This is a genomic window from Microcoleus sp. bin38.metabat.b11b12b14.051 (assembly GCF_013299165.1).
In the GTDB taxonomy this organism is placed as follows: Bacteria; Cyanobacteriota; Cyanobacteriia; order Cyanobacteriales; family Microcoleaceae; genus Microcoleus.
Map to the genome: position 1 here is coordinate 62107 of NZ_JAAFKD010000016.1, position 15667 is coordinate 77773.

The 15667-nt window shown below is 45.8% G+C and carries 14 protein-coding genes; 7 read left to right on the forward strand and 7 right to left on the reverse strand.

All coding sequences use genetic code 11. The annotated features are described in order from the left end of the window. Positions 1–74 precede the first annotated feature (74 nt). The 6 genes from QZW47_RS17815 (at position 75) to QZW47_RS17840 (ending at position 10183) form a co-directional block, all read left to right on the forward strand. Positions 75–1277: a glycosyltransferase gene (locus QZW47_RS17815; RefSeq protein WP_293129200.1), complete on the forward strand. Its 1203-nt coding sequence runs from the start codon at positions 75–77 to the stop codon at positions 1275–1277. A 315-nt stretch (positions 1278–1592) separates the two neighbouring features. Next, positions 1593–2945, forward strand: coding sequence for a glycosyltransferase (locus tag QZW47_RS17820; RefSeq protein WP_293129202.1), 1353 nt, complete (start codon positions 1593–1595; stop codon positions 2943–2945). 332 nt (positions 2946–3277) lie between these two features. After that, the gene (locus tag QZW47_RS17825; RefSeq protein WP_293129204.1) at positions 3278–4522 is read left to right on the forward strand and encodes a glycosyltransferase; all 1245 of its coding nucleotides are present in this window, start codon (positions 3278–3280) and stop codon (positions 4520–4522) included. After that, positions 4519–5310: an ABC transporter permease gene (locus QZW47_RS17830; protein ID WP_293129206.1), complete on the forward strand. Its 792-nt coding sequence runs from the start codon at positions 4519–4521 to the stop codon at positions 5308–5310. The genes QZW47_RS17825 and QZW47_RS17830 overlap by 4 nt, the downstream gene beginning before the upstream one ends. Continuing rightward, the gene (locus QZW47_RS17835) at positions 5311–7383 is read left to right on the forward strand and encodes a Wzt carbohydrate-binding domain-containing protein (protein WP_293129208.1); all 2073 of its coding nucleotides are present in this window, start codon (positions 5311–5313) and stop codon (positions 7381–7383) included. Positions 7384–7690: 307 nt separating this feature from the next. After that, positions 7691–10183 (forward strand): sulfotransferase, encoded by a 2493-nt coding sequence (locus QZW47_RS17840; RefSeq protein ID WP_293129210.1) that lies wholly within the window; start codon positions 7691–7693, stop codon positions 10181–10183. A gap of 53 nt (positions 10184–10236) precedes the next feature. On the opposite strand, the gene QZW47_RS17845 is transcribed toward QZW47_RS17840, so the two are convergent. The 7 genes from QZW47_RS17845 to QZW47_RS17875 all read right to left on the reverse strand — a co-directional run bounded on the left by QZW47_RS17845 (position 10237) and on the right by QZW47_RS17875 (position 15103). Further along, positions 10237–11469: an NAD(P)/FAD-dependent oxidoreductase gene (locus QZW47_RS17845; RefSeq protein ID WP_293129212.1), complete on the reverse strand. Its 1233-nt coding sequence runs from the start codon at positions 11467–11469 to the stop codon at positions 10237–10239. A 4-nt stretch (positions 11470–11473) separates the two neighbouring features. Next, the gene (locus QZW47_RS17850) at positions 11474–11665 is read right to left on the reverse strand and encodes a hypothetical protein (RefSeq protein ID WP_293129214.1); all 192 of its coding nucleotides are present in this window, start codon (positions 11663–11665) and stop codon (positions 11474–11476) included. Positions 11666–11668: 3 nt separating this feature from the next. Further along, positions 11669–11842 (reverse strand): hypothetical protein, encoded by a 174-nt coding sequence (locus QZW47_RS17855; RefSeq protein WP_293129216.1) that lies wholly within the window; start codon positions 11840–11842, stop codon positions 11669–11671. After that, positions 11839–12156: a hypothetical protein gene (locus tag QZW47_RS17860; RefSeq protein ID WP_293129218.1), complete on the reverse strand. Its 318-nt coding sequence runs from the start codon at positions 12154–12156 to the stop codon at positions 11839–11841. The genes QZW47_RS17855 and QZW47_RS17860 overlap by 4 nt, the downstream gene beginning before the upstream one ends. Before the next feature lie 70 nt (positions 12157–12226). Next, on the reverse strand, positions 12227–14134 hold the full coding sequence (dxs, locus tag QZW47_RS17865; RefSeq protein WP_293129220.1) for a 1-deoxy-D-xylulose-5-phosphate synthase: 1908 nt from the start codon (positions 14132–14134) through the stop codon (positions 12227–12229). Positions 14135–14369: 235 nt separating this feature from the next. Continuing rightward, positions 14370–14639, reverse strand: coding sequence for a DUF4926 domain-containing protein (locus QZW47_RS17870; protein ID WP_293129222.1), 270 nt, complete (start codon positions 14637–14639; stop codon positions 14370–14372). A 275-nt stretch (positions 14640–14914) separates the two neighbouring features. Then, positions 14915–15103 carry a hypothetical protein gene (locus tag QZW47_RS17875; protein WP_293129224.1) on the reverse strand — a complete coding sequence of 63 codons (189 nt, stop codon included), beginning with the start codon at positions 15101–15103 and terminating at the stop codon, positions 14915–14917. 133 nt (positions 15104–15236) lie between these two features. Here QZW47_RS17875 and QZW47_RS17880 point away from each other — a divergent pair, with 133 nt between their 5' ends. Further along, positions 15237–15449, forward strand: a complete 213-nt coding sequence (locus QZW47_RS17880; protein ID WP_293129226.1) for a helix-turn-helix transcriptional regulator — start codon at positions 15237–15239, stop codon at positions 15447–15449. Positions 15450–15667: the final 218 nt, after the last annotated feature.

Consider the following 15667-nt stretch of genomic DNA (forward strand, 5'->3'; position numbering starts at 1 on the left):
ACATCCGGTAAAATACGGAGTAGATAAGATTTTTTCGCACTCTCAAATCTTAAATCTCAAATCTTAAATCTCAAATGGCAACAGCTATTCTTGACCTAGAAATCTCCAAACTCCCGCCAGAAATTACGGTTGAGGAGCGTTACAGCAAAGCTTTGGTTTTAATTCGACTGCACGGAAAACCGATCGGACAAGCTCAAATTCCGGTAGTCGGAGGTCGGATTGAGGGCTCGCAATTGCGGGAAAGTCTGATGAATGCAGCAGGCGATAATCTGTGGAAAAATTGGCTCTACGATGCCCTGGAATGGGACGAACGCGGGGCGGTAGAGACAATCCCGATCGCCACTGTAGCGATTTGTACGCGCGATCGCCCGGAAGATTTGCGCCGCTGTCTGGACGCGCTGATGCTGCTCCCAGACGATGGTCAGGAATATTTAGTAATTGATAATTGTCCGGCTACGGATGCTACTCGTGAATTGGTCACAAATAGTTACCCGCAAGTTCGCTACGTGCGGGAAGACGATTTAGCGGGGGAAAGCGCCGCCCGCAACCGAGCTTTGCGGGAAGCTAAACACGAATTTGTAGCGTTTACAGATGATGATGCAGTGCCCGATCGCTATTGGTTGCGATCGTTGTTGCAAAATTTCCGCGATCGGCGAGTGATGTGTGTGACGGGGCTAGTGATGCCCCTAGAACTGGAAACGGAAGCTCAAGAATGGTTTGAGCGTTACAGCCCCTACGGGCAGGGCTTCTACCGCCGAGTTTTTGACGGCGCGCACTGCAATCCGCTGATTATTTCTCCTGTGGGGGTTTCGGCGAGTATGGCTTTGCGGAAAAGTTTAACCGACAGCATCGGGATGTTTGACGAAGCTTTGGGCGTGGGCACACCGGCTAAGTGCGGTTCAGACACCGAACAGTTTTCTCGCATTTTGCGGGCGGGCTACTGCATCGTCTACGAACCGAGGGCCGTGAGCTGGCATCGGCACCGGCGCACTTGGGAAGAGCTGCAAAACTTGCTCAAATGCTACGGAATCGGAGTCTATGCTTACTGGACGCGGATATTTGTGGTTAATAGAGAATTTAGCGTGATTCAGTTAGCTTTGTGGTGGCTGCGGTACAAACAAATTCCGGAGCTGATTGCTTCTTTGCGAAAGCAACCGGATGCTGTGCCGAGTGATTTGCTGTTGGCTCAATTGCGGGGCTGCATGAGCGGGCCGATGGCTTATTTTGCATCTCGCAAGCAGTTGCAAAAAATTAAGAAAGTAGTCAGTAGTCAGTAGTCATTGGTCATTGGTCAGTAGTCATTGATCATTGGTCATTAGTCAGTAGTCAGTAGTCAGTAGTCAGTAGTCAGTAGTAAGAGAGAATAGACAAGAGTGTTTTTAATTACCATTCACCAATTACCAATTACCAATCACCTTGATTGATGACAGGTAAGTCACAAATATACTGACCGCTGTTTTTTCCCTCTTGATTCTTCCTGCTTCGTTGTGACTAAGGACTAAGGACTAAGGACTAAGGACTAAGGACTAAGGACTAAGGACTAAGGACTAAGGACTAAGGACTAAGGACTAAGGACTAATGACTAAGGACTAATGACTTCAACGTCCCAATTACCAATCACCTGGAATATGAATAGAGAAAATCTCACAGTTAGCGTAATTATTCCGACTCACAATCGCAGTGCTTCTCTGCGGCGCGCTCTTGATGCTTTGCAGTTGCAGAGTTATCCGATCGACCTGATGGAAGTGACGGTAGTCGCAGATACCTGCATTGACGATACTTTGGCAATGTTACAAGAGTACAAAGCTCCGTTTAAACTGCACGCGATCGAGGTAAATTGCCGGAGTGCTTCAATTGCTCGCAATACAGGAGCAGCGGCGGCTAGCGGAGAATTGCTGCTATTTCTGGATGACGATATCGAAGCAATGCCACCGCTGGTAGAAAGCCACGTTCGCACTCACCAAGCACGTCGCGGCTGTGCTGTCATGGGCGTTTATCCGCCGAAGTTGCAGGGAGCAACTAGATATTTTGATGTGGAAGTGCGGGCTTGGTGGGAGGACAAATTTTATCAGATGACTCACCCCGAGCATCGGTTCGAGTACCGAGATTTGCTCAGCGGTAATCTTTCTTTGGATGCGGCACTGTTTGCTCGTCTCGATGGCTTCGATTCGGCTTTTGGGAACTGCGGCGGGGAAGATTACGAGTTTGGGATACGTTTGCTGAAAGCTGGCGTACCTTTTGTGATGGCAACTGAAGCGCTGGGCTATCATTACGAACACGAAACTAACAATCTCGATCGCTCTTTTCGCCGCTCTCGTCAAGAAGGGCGATCGGATGTTTTGATCGGCCAGCGACACCCGGAAATCAGACCGCTGCTGCACGTCAATGACTACGAAATTCCTTATTCGCTGGTGGATAAAGTTTTGGTGGCGGTGGCGTTTTTCTGGCCTGCGGCTGTGGATTTTCTGGCTGCGGGACTGAGGAAATGTCTTGATTTGTTGCAAAGTTTGGGGATGCGGCTAACTTGGCGGTGGCTGCGGGCAAAATTGCGCGGTTATTGGTATTTCCGGGGGGTGATGGACGAGTTGAAAAGTCGATCGGCAATTTCGAGTTTTCTGCAAGGTGGGCCGGCCAGGGCTGATTTGAGCGATCGCGAAATTGAGATCGATTTGCAGCAAGGTTGGGAAGCAGCAGAAAGGTTGATTGATGCTGAACGGCCCGATGGCATTTATCTGCGTTACGGTGAACTTATCGTCGGTCACATTCCGCCACAATTCGGTATCGAGCCGCTGCGGGGCGTCCATCTGCGTTCAATTTTGGCAACTTCGGTTTCGGATCGATTGCTCGTGGCGATGGCTGCTAACGGTATGCCAAAAAATTCTGAAACTGCTCTCGAAAACCCTCTAATTGCTGTTGACAGTTATGAGTTAGTCATTGGTCATTAGTCATTAGTCATTGGTCATTGGTCATTGGTCATTGGTCATTGGTCATTGGTCATTAGTCATTGGTCATTGGTCATTCGTCATTCGTGCGAGTATCATCGCGATCGAACGTTATATCAAGCGTGAACAAACATTGCTAGAAAAAATAAATTAGAGGTTTTTATCTGTAGGAGACGGCACTGCCGTATCCGGTAATTTACGATGATAACAGATAATTTATCTTGGCTTAATGGTAGCAACAATTTGTCAAAATGGTATTATTAGTCACGATGGAGAGTTCAACTTAAGCCTCAAAATTTTTTAGATTGCTAGCGCACAATTTTTAGGAGCAAGTTATGGGAATAAAAGTGCTGAAGATTGAGTTTTCTGAACCGATTCATCCGATTCGCGGACTGGAGAAATACGGAAAAATCCGCATCTTGGTTTGCTACGGGGGAGTGCCTCTTAAATGGGTGGAAATCGTCAACGACCCTTGGCAGGAAATTATTCCGGCAGAGCGGGTGCGATCGACAATTGTGGCGCAAACAGGTCAGGAATTGACGCAAGTAATTCTTGGTCAACAGTTGGGGCTCAAAACAGAGGCAAACCATCTGCTGCCGCCGATTAGCGTGGTCATCTGCACGCGCGATCGCACCGACTTGCTCAAGGGCGCTCTGGAAGCAATTCTGGCGGTGGACTATCCCGATCGCGAAATTATCGTCATAGACAACGCTCCTTCTAACACCAGCACGGCTGAATTTGTGGCGCGATTACCTGTACGCTACGTCAAGGAAGAACGGCCAGGATTGGATTGGGCGCGCAATCGCGGCATCGCTGAGGCCAGCCACGAGATTGTGGCTTTTACAGACGACGACGTGCGGCCGGATGTCGGTTGGCTGCGGGGGATTGCTGCGGGTTTTGCTGACCCGGAAATTATGGCTGTTAGCGGTTTAGTGGCGCCGGCAGAACTGGAAACAGAGGCTCAAATTCAATTTGAATTGGGCTATGGGGGAATGCTGCAATACACTCACAGCTTTAAAGTTGATGGTAGCAAGCTCTCGACGCGGGAGTTGTTGTGGTCGAGCGCTTACGGTGTCGGGGCGAATATGGCTTTCCGCGTCAGGGTGTTCGCGGAAGTGGGCAATTTTGACCCGGCTTTGGATGTGGGGACTGCGACTCGGGGCGGTGGCGATATCGAGATGTTTCACCGGATTTTGGCGAAGGGATACTCGATTTTTTACGATCCGAGAGCTTTTGTGTGGCACATACACAGGCGCAGCGGCGAGGCTTTGAGCAAGCAGTTAATGGATAATGGGCGCGGTTTTGGCGCTTATTTGCTAACGTGCGATCGCAACCGTACAGTCAGCCGCCTGGAAATTGTGTATTTTGCTGGCGTTCACTGGCTCGGCGGGTGGATGCTGAACAAGTTAAGAAATCCGGACTGGTTGCCCCGCAAGTTGCTCGTGAACGAGTTGCTGGGAGCTCTGAAAAGTCCTTTTAGTTACAGGAAAGCGCAGTTGCAAGCCCAGCAGTTGGCATCTGTGGCGAGCCCCGAATCGCAGTCAGTTGAACAGCCGGTAATTGTTGGTGGTTTACAGTGAGAAATTCGGTAAAACTGGTAAATCGGCGCAAAATTGCTCATTTTTTCGATTTGCTGCGGGAGTTGGTCGATCGCGATATGAAATTACTTTACAAGCGATCGACCCTGGGTATTGCTTGGACTTTGATCAATCCGCTGTTGCAGTTGGCTGTTTTTTCTTTTGTATTCCGAACGGTAATTCCGGTGAATATTCCGCAGTTTTCTTCCTTTGCTTTCAGCGGTTTGTTAATTTGGAGTTGGACTCAAACGGCGCTGTTTCAAGCGACGGGACTAATTACTGGCAACCTGGCTTTAATCAGACAGCCGAATTTTCCGACAGCTATTTTGCCTGTGGTGACAACTACCACCGGATTGATTCACTTTTTGCTGGCGCTACCGGTGCTAATTATCTTTTTGGCAGTTGACGGGATTCAGCCGAATCAGGTGCTGTTAGCCCTGCCACTTTTGATGGTAATTCAATTCGTTTTGACGGTGAGTTTGGCTTATCCCCTCGCTGCGATGAACGTTACTTTCCGCGATACTCAGCACACTTTGGGCGTGTTGTTGCAGATGCTTTTTTACCTGACTCCAATTTTTTACGATTTCAAAAGTGTGCCCAAAGAATTTCAGCCGTTCTATCAGTTAAATCCGATGGTGCCGCTGATTGAAGCTTACCGGGCAATTCTGCTCAAAGGCACGCAGCCCGACTGGCAATCGCTGCTAATTTTGAGCTTGGTTGTGGCTGTTCTTTTGCCGATCGGACTGGGAATTTTTAGACGGCAAAGCGATCGATTTGTGGAGGAATTGTAAATGCGTCAAGCTATTGTTGTCAAAGGTTTAGGTAAACGTTTTAACCGCTACAGTGCCGATCGACCTTTTACGATTATGGAGGCCGCCTTGTGGGGATGGTGGCGGATGAAACCAAAAGCACATTTTTGGGCGCTGCGGGATATCAATTTTAGTGTTTCTCCTGGCGAAATGCTGGGAATTCTCGGTAAAAATGGAGCCGGAAAATCGACGCTGCTGCAACTAATCGGCGGTATTGGCTGCGCGGAAGAGGGAACTATTAAAGTTAACGGCAGAATTGGCGGTTTGTTGGATTTGGGTGCAGGTTTTCACACGGATTTAACGGGCAGAGAAAATGTGTTTGTGGGTGCGGTGGTGGCGGGTTTGACTCGCCGGGAAGCAGCGCGCCGGTTTGACGATATTGTGGAATTTGCAGAATTACAACAGTTTATCGACAGCCCGATGCGGACTTACAGTACGGGAATGCGAATGCGCTTGGCTTTTTCGGTAGCGGTTCACACCGATCCGGAAGTGCTGTTAGTAGATGAACATTTGTCGGTTGGTGATGTGGCTTTTCAAACTAAATGTTTGAATAAAATAGCCGAGTTTAAAAATCAAGGCTGTGCGATTGTTTTGATTTCTCACAATGCGGCGCAAATTCAAAAATTGTGCGATCGAGCTTTGTGGCTGCGGGAAGGTAAAATCATGGCCTACGGCGAGAGGGACGTGGTAGTGGGTCAGTATTTGTCGGAAATGCGATCGGAAACTGACAAGCGCACTCCCATGCGTCCTCCTGAAGTTACCAGTACGGGTTCACAACTGCGAGTAAATGAAAATCGCTTCGGTTCTTTGGAAGTAGAAATAACCGATGTAAAAGTCCTGCCAGATGAAGAAATAGACAGCGGCGATGGTATTACTATAGAAATTCATTATTCAGTACCAAAACCGATTGGTTCTGCAATCTTTGGCGTGACAATCAGCCGGGAAGACGGTCAAAGTTGTTTTGAAACTAATACTAATCAAATGGGGCGGTTGATTCCGCTAGCCGAAGGTAAAGGTAAAATCCGGCTGCACGCAGACAGGCTGGATTTAGGCAACGGCCAGTATTACGTGAATGCTGGGGTTTACGAGAAAAGTTGGGCCTATGCTTACGATTATCACTGGCACGTTTATCCGCTGTACGTGCGATCGACTGTACACCAAAAAACCATTCTTTGTCCGCCCTACCACTGGGAGTTTGATGGCAAAATGGAGGTGCTGGATTTACCAGAAAAAGCTGAGAAGGTTCATGCTTTGAATAAAAACAATCCCAGCTATGCCAAAATTTCGACTCAGTTGAAAAATAAGCGCTCACCGGATTTTTTAATTATTGGCGGTCAAAAATGCAGCACGGAGGCATTATACGGCTACCTGGAAAATCACTTGCAAATTATCAAAGAAGGTGCCAGACAAGCCCACTTTTTTGAGTTGAATTTCGAGCGGGGCGTCGAGTGGTACAGCAAACAGTTGACGCGAAGTGTCGCGGGTGACAAGGTGCTGCTGTGGGAAATGACTCCCTACTATATTTATCATCCTTTGGTAGCCGAGCGAGTTTACAAGTGTTTCCCGGATGTGAAGCTGATTTTAATGCTGCGAAACCCGGTAAAACGAGCGTGGATGCACTATCATTTAGAAGTGGCAGTAGGTTGCGAAAAGTTAGAGTTTGAAAAGGCGATCGCCTCTGAACCAGACAGGCTAAAAGGTGAACTTGAAAAAATCAAAGCCGATGAAGGTTATTACAGTTTCAATCACCAACATTATTCCTATTTGTCCCGGGGAATTTATGTCGAACAAATCAAGAATTGGCTCGATTATTTTCCGAGAGAACAGTTACTAATTCTCAAAAGCGAAGATTTTCAAGCAAATACCAGCCAAGTTTTCTCAGAAGTCTTAGATTTTTTGGATATCAGTGCGATTCCAATTAAAGAATATGAAATCGATCGTGCTGATGATTACAACAAAATGCCTGCGGAAATCGAAGAAAAATTAACCAATTATTTTCAGCCTTACAATCAGCAACTTTCTGATTTTTTGAAGGAGGATTTTACTTGGAGTTAAGTGAGTCTTGTAGGGACACAGAAATGCCGTGTCCCTACAAGACTCTGGAATGTACCCAATAAATCTGCAATCTGCTGTAAATAGTTTTTAATCGTAGATAGCGCGATTTTTAGTAGGTAAGCTGTTGGGCATTTAAATTGTATATTTGGGACGGGCTAGAAGCCCATCCCACAAGAGTGTTTAAGGGATTTTTGACACACAATTTAAATGTAGAACAGCTTAGCACCGCACAGTAAACACTATCAATAGTGTTATCCACCACTTTTTGCCTCAATCACGAGCCACAAATCATTGATAAATTATCACAATGAAACGAATATTTTTAGTAGCATCTCCTCGCAGCGGTACGACAATTCTTCAAAGTTTGTTAGCCTCTCACCCGCAAGTTATTTCATTTCCTGAATCTAAATTTTTTCACTATTTACTTTACGATCAGTTTGCGGGAAAGCTGTCAATGAGGATGGATGCTTTTTTTAATGATGAAATTAAGCGTCCTGAACTTTTGCAAAATTTTGATGACAGTCAAAGTGTGGAAACTAAGGCTAGTTGGTTTATCGGGATTTTAGATAGTTTAGCAAAGGAACAAAATAAAAGCATTTGGTTAGAAAAAACGCCGGAGCACATACATTTTATTCAGGATATAGAAAGATTTACGCCGGATGTTAAGTTTATACATATTTTGCGAAACGGTATGGATACCATAGCTTCTCTGTATGAAGCTACTAGGAATTTTAACGATTTGTGGGGTGATGGGTGGGATTTAAACCACTGTATAGAGTCCTGGAAAAATGCTGAGTTAATTAGCTACAAGTATGTCAATGCTTCTAATCATATATTGGTCAAATATGAGGAACTTGTAGAAAACAAGAAATCAGTATTAGAAAGTATTTGTAAGTTTATTGGTGTGGATTATGACGCGGTGATGCTGACTGACTACAAGAAAAAAGCAGCTAATTTTAGTTTAAATAAACCTTGGCATCAAGGCATTGAAAGGGATATAACACTTGCTAAAGTTCACAAATATCATAAATGTTTTAAAGAAAATGAAATTAAAGAGATTTTAACTCATATCCACTGGGTAAATTCCGAAGTTTCCTACAAAGTTGCGGTGGAGGTGGGCGAATTGATTTCGGATATTGCTGTGCCACAAATATTCGATCGCCTGTGCTGTACAATCAGATTAGGAGGTGTTGAACTCGAAGTTAGGGATTTGCAGCTTAATACTATACCAATCCTTTGGCTGCTCCTTCGACAATACAATAGCATGGCTGGGCTCTTATTTCTACGCAAGTCCCTTATTGAATTGCCAGTCTGCGACGGAATTGTGGCGCGTGCGGTGTTGTTAGATGCGATCGCAGCCCGGTTTGCTTGGCCAATTCTTGATCGCTTTTTTCAACAAAAATCAGAAACTCCTCAGTTTGAATGGACGCTATTTTTACAGGAAATCTGGAACCGTCCCCATTGGGTTGAGACTCATTTTTACAATCCCGAAACAGCCGATGAAGCGCTAACAATCAGCCTCGATGGAGACTTGATTGCTGTGGAAGTTAGCGCCGAATTGCCTAACATCAAAGTAGAGCTTGCTGAAATTGACGTGCTGGTGAAAGTAGGCGGTGTGGCGATCGCTATTTTAACCGTTGCGGTGGAAAATAATTTTGTTTCTGCTCAAAAAGTGCGATCGACAATTACTCGAAATATCGGTTTTGAGTTGTGCGTCGCCGCCGTGCGGGAAGCTTTGCTGGGAAAACCGTTGGATGGTGAGCCATCGTTGCGATCGCGCTTAGCCTCTGCTGCCCAACAAAGGTCTAATCTGCCCGACTGGTTGAACGCAGAGGGTTCTGGGGGCATTTACCCGCAAGATGCAGTGATGTTCGGCAGGCGATCGGGTGCGGCAGGAACCAGTGTCAGCCGTCGAGCCGCACTTCCGGCGCAGGCGCTGCGGCAACTAGCGAACTCGGCAGCCATTGCGGGGGAACCGATAATCCAAATTCCCCGAGAAAACGAGTTACCCAAGCCCGTATTTTACGCACCAGAAATCATTTGGCAAAAATCGCCTTACCGAGAAGTTTCTCACTCGGTGAAACCGCAAGTTGTTGACAGTGAAAGCGTTACAGAACAACTGCCAATTATCGCCTACCGCCGCATTTCTCCCGATAGTTCAAATACAGTTACTCCGCAGTGTTTAGAACAAGATTTGCAGTATTTCAAAGATCATGGTTATTATACTACGAGTTGGGAAGATTGGCAAAGTGCGAAACTCACTAAAACTCCTTTACCAGGTAAAGCTGTGTTGCTGACTTTTGACGGTGGCTATCTCGACTTTTTAACCTACGCTTTCCCTCTCCTAAAACGCTTTGATTTTACAGCGACTATTTTTATAGTAGCGGACTCAATAGGAAAAACAAATAGTTGGGAAAAAGCCGAATTTCCCGAAGTACCGTTAATGGGATGGTCGGAAATTCGGCAAATGCAGGATGCAGGAATTGAAATTGGTTCCATGTCTGCCACTTATCAACCTCTGACTGCATTGTCGCCCACCGAAATTGTGCGCGAAGCAGCGAAATCTCGCTCTATTTTGGAACGGGGATTAGGCAAATCAGTGAGATGTTTTGCCTATCCCTACGGAGATGTCGATGAAATTGTAGAGCATTTAATTGGAGCAAGCGGGTATAATTTTGGTGTATCATATAGGTCAAGTTCTAGCACTTTTAACGATTCTTTAATGTCGCTTCCGCGCCTTCAACTCACAGCAGAAAATTTCAAGCAATTGGTTCGTAGTGAGGACTTTAGTCCTTCATGAATGCGGACTGAAGTCCTCACTACGAACCTAATTTATGATGTTCTAGGTAATTGCTAGAAAACTTTTATCAGCCGCTGCACGAAACCCTGAAATTTCCGCCGCAAATAACCGCCAAATCCTCTCGAAATCTTCTCAAACTTATAATCAAATAAAATATCCATCACATCTTCAGTTTTCATGTACTTCAAATAAGCAATCATTTTATCTGTGAGTTCATCATCAACATCGTCGATATACTTTCTCACCGCCAACCTTTCCGAAATATTCCATTTCCGATCGAATTTGCGGTGCATTTGGGTCTCATAGTCCGCAAAATCCGAGATTTTTCGCTCCAAATATTTTTCAATGTATTTCCCCGCGATTTCGGCGCCATCCATCCCGTGTCTGATACCTTCGCCACCCAAAAAATTTACTGTCGAGACAGTATCGCCGATCGCAATTATGTTATCCTTCCAATAAATATCCTGCAAACCCTGACTGTATTTCAGCGTCGAACCGTGTTTGTCAATAATCTGATAATTTTTAGACTTCAGATATTCATCAATCAGCAAATCTATATATTTTTTCAGCGGTGACAAATCTTTGAGGGTTTTAGCGTCTAAAAAAATGCGGCCCGCACCAACTTTCAGCCTATTTTGTTCCATTGGAAATATCCAAGAATAACCCTTCGGCATCCATTTGTCGCCCAAAAAGAAGATTAAATCATTGGCATATTTATTGTAAATTTCGGGTTCTACTTCAATTAAATATTCGATGCCGGTTCCCGACAAAAAATTCGGCTTGTCGTTTTCTTTGTCGTACATAATCGCCCTAGCAAAGCCAGTAGCATCAACCAAGACTTTGGTGCTAACTTTGATAAGTTTACCGTCGGATAGCTGTTTGAATTCTACTAGAGTTTCGCCGCTTGCTTGCGAATGCCTGGTGTAGCGACAACCCAGCCAAACTTCACCGCCAAATCGCTCAACTTCCTCAGCTAAAAATGCTCTAAATTTAGCAAAATTGAGCACAACTCCCAAGTTTTGTGGAGATTCCCAAGTTTGACTAACTTTGCTAGTTTCAATAGTCAATTTGTGCCAAAAACTGCCAATAACTGATTCGGGTAAATCGAATTGAGAGAGTGTTTCTAGAGGCGTGGCGGCGCTGGAAAAGTCGTTTTTATTAAAATTCTCGTTTTGTTCTGCCAGCAAGACTTTGCGACCGGCTTTGGCGAGAATTCTCGCACAGTGACCGCCTGCGGGGCCTGCTCCTACTATTACTATATCAAAATTTTTTATTTTTTCCTGCACCGAATTAACTTGCTCCTAAAGTTAAAATACCTGAAGACATATCAACTACCAATCGTCGAATTTTGAGCCACTGGCGACTGATTAAAATTTCCGGTACTCCGTCACCGACATGAACGGGAATGTCAAAATCTTGACCGTCTATACTGATTTTTCCTGCATAAAGTTCAAAATAAAATTCTCCCTTAGCTGTTCGCATTTTTTATTGTTTTAGATATGTCCAATCAAGTCCCTCTAAATCCTGAATATCCATTGCTAGCCAGCCTGAAAAAGCTGTATCTAGCAGGGCATCAACAGGTAATTCTAAGCCGTTATCAGCAATCAATTCTCTTTCAAAAAATAGCTCGTTATCATCGCTAAACCATCCATGAATCATATTGTGCCACAAACTCCGGTTTCATTGATCCGAAAGACGTGCAATTTAACTTTCGGGTATTTTTCATGGGCTATGTGTGCAACTAGCATATCATCCTTGTCGATAAAATAGTCCCCGCTGTCTGGTTCAACTGCTATGTACCAGTTGTAGTGGGTTTTAATTAATTCTGGTTTTAGGCGATCGAATGTTGGTTTGCAGCGCTGATAAAATGCTTCTCTTTCAGCGCGCCACTGGGCTTTTTTTTCTTCTGACCATTGGATTTCAGGGAATAATCTGCCGAGCCGTACTGTACGATTTGGTTTCACGTTAGTCATTGTTTGTGCTCCTTTTTTACAATGAATGTGAAGTAAGGTGGGGTTATGCCCACCCTACAATTATAGCTAATTAGACGCTAACGGGTGACTGTTTGCGGCTGAATGTTGCTAAAATACGATCGGCCATTTGCGAGGGATTTAATCCTAAACTTGCAAATGATTGCTCTGGCGTTGCGTGGTCTACCAATGTATCTGGTACGCCTAGGCGCATCAGCGGTACGAGCACATTGTTGTCCATTAAAGATTCGGCTACTGCTGAACCGAAACCGCCCATCAAACAGCCTTCTTCTATTGTGACAACTTTGCCGATTCTTTGTGCCAAAGGTAAGATTAATTCGGTGTCCAAAGGCTTGACAAAACGCGCATTAATCACTGTTGCTTCGATGCCGTGTTCGCTCAAAATCTCGGCGGTTTGCATTGCCGGATAAACCATTGAACCGTAACCTAATATTAGCAAGTCGTCGCCGTTGCGGAGAATTTCGGCTTTGCCGATCGGCAATTCTTCCCAACCTTCCTCCATCAGAGGAACGCCGTAACCGTTGCCGCGCGGGTAACGCATGGCGATCGGGCCGCTGGTGTGGTTGATGCCGGTGACTACCATCCGCTGCAATTCCGCCTCGTCTTTGGGCGCCATAATTGTCATGTTTGGCAAGCAGCGCAAGTAGGAAATGTCGTACATTCCTTGGTGCGTGGGGCCGTCGGCGCCGACAATCCCGGCTCGATCCAAACAGAAGAAAACAGGCAAGTTTTGGATGCAGACATCGTGAACTATTTGGTCGTATCCCCGCTGCAAAAAAGTCGAGTAAATTACTACAACCGGGCGCATTCCTTCGCAGGCTAAACCAGCCGATAAAGTCACTGCGTGCTGTTCGGCAATGCCGACATCGATGTACTGTTGCGGCAGTTTTTCCTGAAGTTTATCTAAACAAGTTCCGGTTGCCATTGCGGCGGTAATCCCAACAATTTTAGGATTATCTTGTGCTAGCTTGACTAAGGCGTGGGCAAAGACTTTCGAGTAGGCTGGTGGCTTGGGCTTGGTGGAGGGAATGCCTTTACCTGTGGCTAAGTTAAAGGGATTTTGGGCGTGATATCCTACTTGGTCTTTTTCGGCGATCGCATATCCTTTGCCCTTCACCGTCACCACGTGAACTAACACAGGGCCTTGAATAGTGTGACCTTGTTTGAAAGTGGCAATTAACTCTTCCAAATTGTGTCCGTCTACCGGGCCCATGTAAGTAAAGCCTAATTCTTCAATTACGGCTCCAACTTTCGACACTGCTAACCGTTTCATTCCTTCTTTGAGGCGTTCCATTTCTGGGGTAAAAGTTTCGCCAACAAAGGGAATTTGTTTGAATTGTTCCTCTAAGTTATCTTTGAGAAATTGCACCGGCTGCGAGAGTCGCATCTTGTTCAAATAGCGGGTAATTGCGCCGACGTTGGGCGAGATTGACATCTCGTTGTCGTTGAGCACTACCATCATATTGGTTTTCGGCATATGGCCCGCGTGGTTGATGGCTTCGAGTGCCATACCCCCTGTCAGTGCGCCGTCGCCGATGACTGCTACGGTTTTAAAGTTTTCCCCTTTAAGGTCGCGCGCCATCGCCATCCCTAAGGCTGCGGAGATGCTCGTGGAAGCGTGACCAGCGCCGAAATGGTCAAATTTGCTCTCGCAGCGCTTGAGGTAGCCTGCAACGCCGTCTTTTTGGCGCAGGGTGTGGAATTGGTTGTAGCGGCCGGTGATCAATTTGTGCGGATAAGCTTGGTGGCCGACATCCCAGGTAACTTTGTCGCGATCGAGATCCAGTGTTTGGTAGAGTGCTAAGGTGAGTTCGACTACACCCAATCCGGGGCCGAGGTGTCCGCCGCTGGCAGCTACTGTTTCTAAATGCTTTTCTCGAATTTGTCGGGCAATTTGTTCGAGTTGATGAATCGACAGGCCGTGTAATTGGTTTGGATGAGTCAGTTCGCTGAGATGCATATTTTAAAATCCTGCTCCTAAGAATTAGGACGAATCCTTAACAGATATAGGTTGTGCCTGCAACGTTGGGTACGTGCAAACGTTAGAATAGTTTAACGGTTATTTGAGAAAAATTGTTAGACGTAACAATTTTGTTATTTATGGCCTGGTTATTATAATCAGTAAGTGGCAAATAGTCAATATAAAAAAGGTTATGTTGTTAGTTGCTAATTGCTAATTATTAGCTGCGCTGGGATTATTGGCGATTTAAAACAGTTTTTTGTACTGATGGCTGACTTTTTAGCCATTGGGTTTCTGCAAGCGGACTGTGATGCAAAATCATTAACTGTGACTTACTAAAAGCTTCTAGTGCGTAGGTACAACCATGCAAATCGCTAAACTCAACCTCAACAAACTCTGCATCGTATTCATCAACTACTGTTCCCACTTGACCGCGATCTAAGCCCTGTTGTGGTAAGTCTTCTAGTAATGCAACAACATCAAGGAGTTTAATGGTGAAATTCATTTTTAGATACCTTCTTTGTCGCTTGCCTTTAGGGTGAGCACCAGCACTCGCGGACGCATTAAGACTCCTCGAAACCGGGTTTTTTACGACAATTCTTCGTTGTAGCCTGTAGATTAGGCAAAAAACCCGGTTTCTGACCAAAGAGCGCGATCGCTTTCCTAATCAACACAACAAAACCGATCGCCCTTAACGATTGCTTCAAACACAACTCGTGCGATCGTGCTTATCCATTACAGCATTCGCTCTATCTCAGATGTTCGAGCATCTCCCAATTTCTAGGCTCCAGTCGTATCAAAGACGATCGCGTGTTTAGTCGCAGGTACTAACCGCCGTAAAATCTGGATATAGCCGTCAGCATCGCCGCGGCGGTGGAACCGACCAACAACCAATCGCTGCATATTCGGCAGTTGGCGCACGATGCACCAGGGATGAGTGTTTAATTTTGGCTTTGATGTTGGTATCATAGGGTAATCTTTCCCCGCGGAAAGCGGGGTTGGCTAGAAAAGCGATCGCCCTTAAGTTTTCGAGGCTCCTAGGGCGATCGTTTTTAGTGTACACACATTATATGTTGCATACGCATCAATGTCAAGTTAAAACATGGGATACGTTAGACTGCGGATTCGAGCACTAGCTGAACAAAAGGGTTGGACGCTAAAGCAAGTTGCCGATCGATCCGGAGTTAATTACAACACTGTCAGAAGCTACGTTCAGCGCGATACTTTGAACACAGTCGATTTGTCTGCTGTCTACAAAATTGCCCGCGCTTTCGACGTAACGATGGATGATTTGGTTGAGGTTTTAGAAGATTGAGGGGCGCAGATGCAGACGGCGGTTGAAACCGCGTCTACACAAACCATGTCCGCCTCCGCGGACTTAAGAAAATAACGTAATTTTCAGGGCCCGGTCTTCAACCCGCGGAGGTGTTCGGCGAGCGAAGTCGAGTCGCGCGTGAGTGTTTGTATAGACGCGGTTTCAACCGCCCGGTCTTTATCCTTTCGACGTGACGATGGAAGATTTAGTCGAGATTT

What these genes read in the sequence shown, in the direction of transcription:
- QZW47_RS17815 (WP_293129200.1), top strand. Translation starts at nt 75, where the DNA reads ATGGCAACAGCTATTCTTGACCTAGAAATCTCCAAACTCCCGCCAGAA.
- QZW47_RS17820 (WP_293129202.1), top strand. Translation starts at nt 1,593, where the DNA reads ATGACTTCAACGTCCCAATTACCAATCACCTGGAATATGAATAGAGAA.
- QZW47_RS17825 (WP_293129204.1), top strand. Translation starts at nt 3,278, where the DNA reads ATGGGAATAAAAGTGCTGAAGATTGAGTTTTCTGAACCGATTCATCCG.
- QZW47_RS17835 (WP_293129208.1), top strand. Translation starts at nt 5,311, where the DNA reads ATGCGTCAAGCTATTGTTGTCAAAGGTTTAGGTAAACGTTTTAACCGC.
- QZW47_RS17840 (WP_293129210.1), top strand. Translation starts at nt 7,691, where the DNA reads ATGAAACGAATATTTTTAGTAGCATCTCCTCGCAGCGGTACGACAATT.
- QZW47_RS17850 (WP_293129214.1), bottom strand. Translation starts at nt 11,665, where the DNA reads ATGCGAACAGCTAAGGGAGAATTTTATTTTGAACTTTATGCAGGAAAA.
- QZW47_RS17855 (WP_293129216.1), bottom strand. Translation starts at nt 11,842, where the DNA reads ATGATTCATGGATGGTTTAGCGATGATAACGAGCTATTTTTTGAAAGA.
- QZW47_RS17860 (WP_293129218.1), bottom strand. Translation starts at nt 12,156, where the DNA reads ATGACTAACGTGAAACCAAATCGTACAGTACGGCTCGGCAGATTATTC.
- dxs (WP_293129220.1), bottom strand. Translation starts at nt 14,134, where the DNA reads ATGCATCTCAGCGAACTGACTCATCCAAACCAATTACACGGCCTGTCG.
- QZW47_RS17870 (WP_293129222.1), bottom strand. Translation starts at nt 14,639, where the DNA reads ATGAATTTCACCATTAAACTCCTTGATGTTGTTGCATTACTAGAAGAC.
- QZW47_RS17875 (WP_293129224.1), bottom strand. Translation starts at nt 15,103, where the DNA reads ATGATACCAACATCAAAGCCAAAATTAAACACTCATCCCTGGTGCATC.
- QZW47_RS17880 (WP_293129226.1), top strand. Translation starts at nt 15,237, where the DNA reads ATGGGATACGTTAGACTGCGGATTCGAGCACTAGCTGAACAAAAGGGT.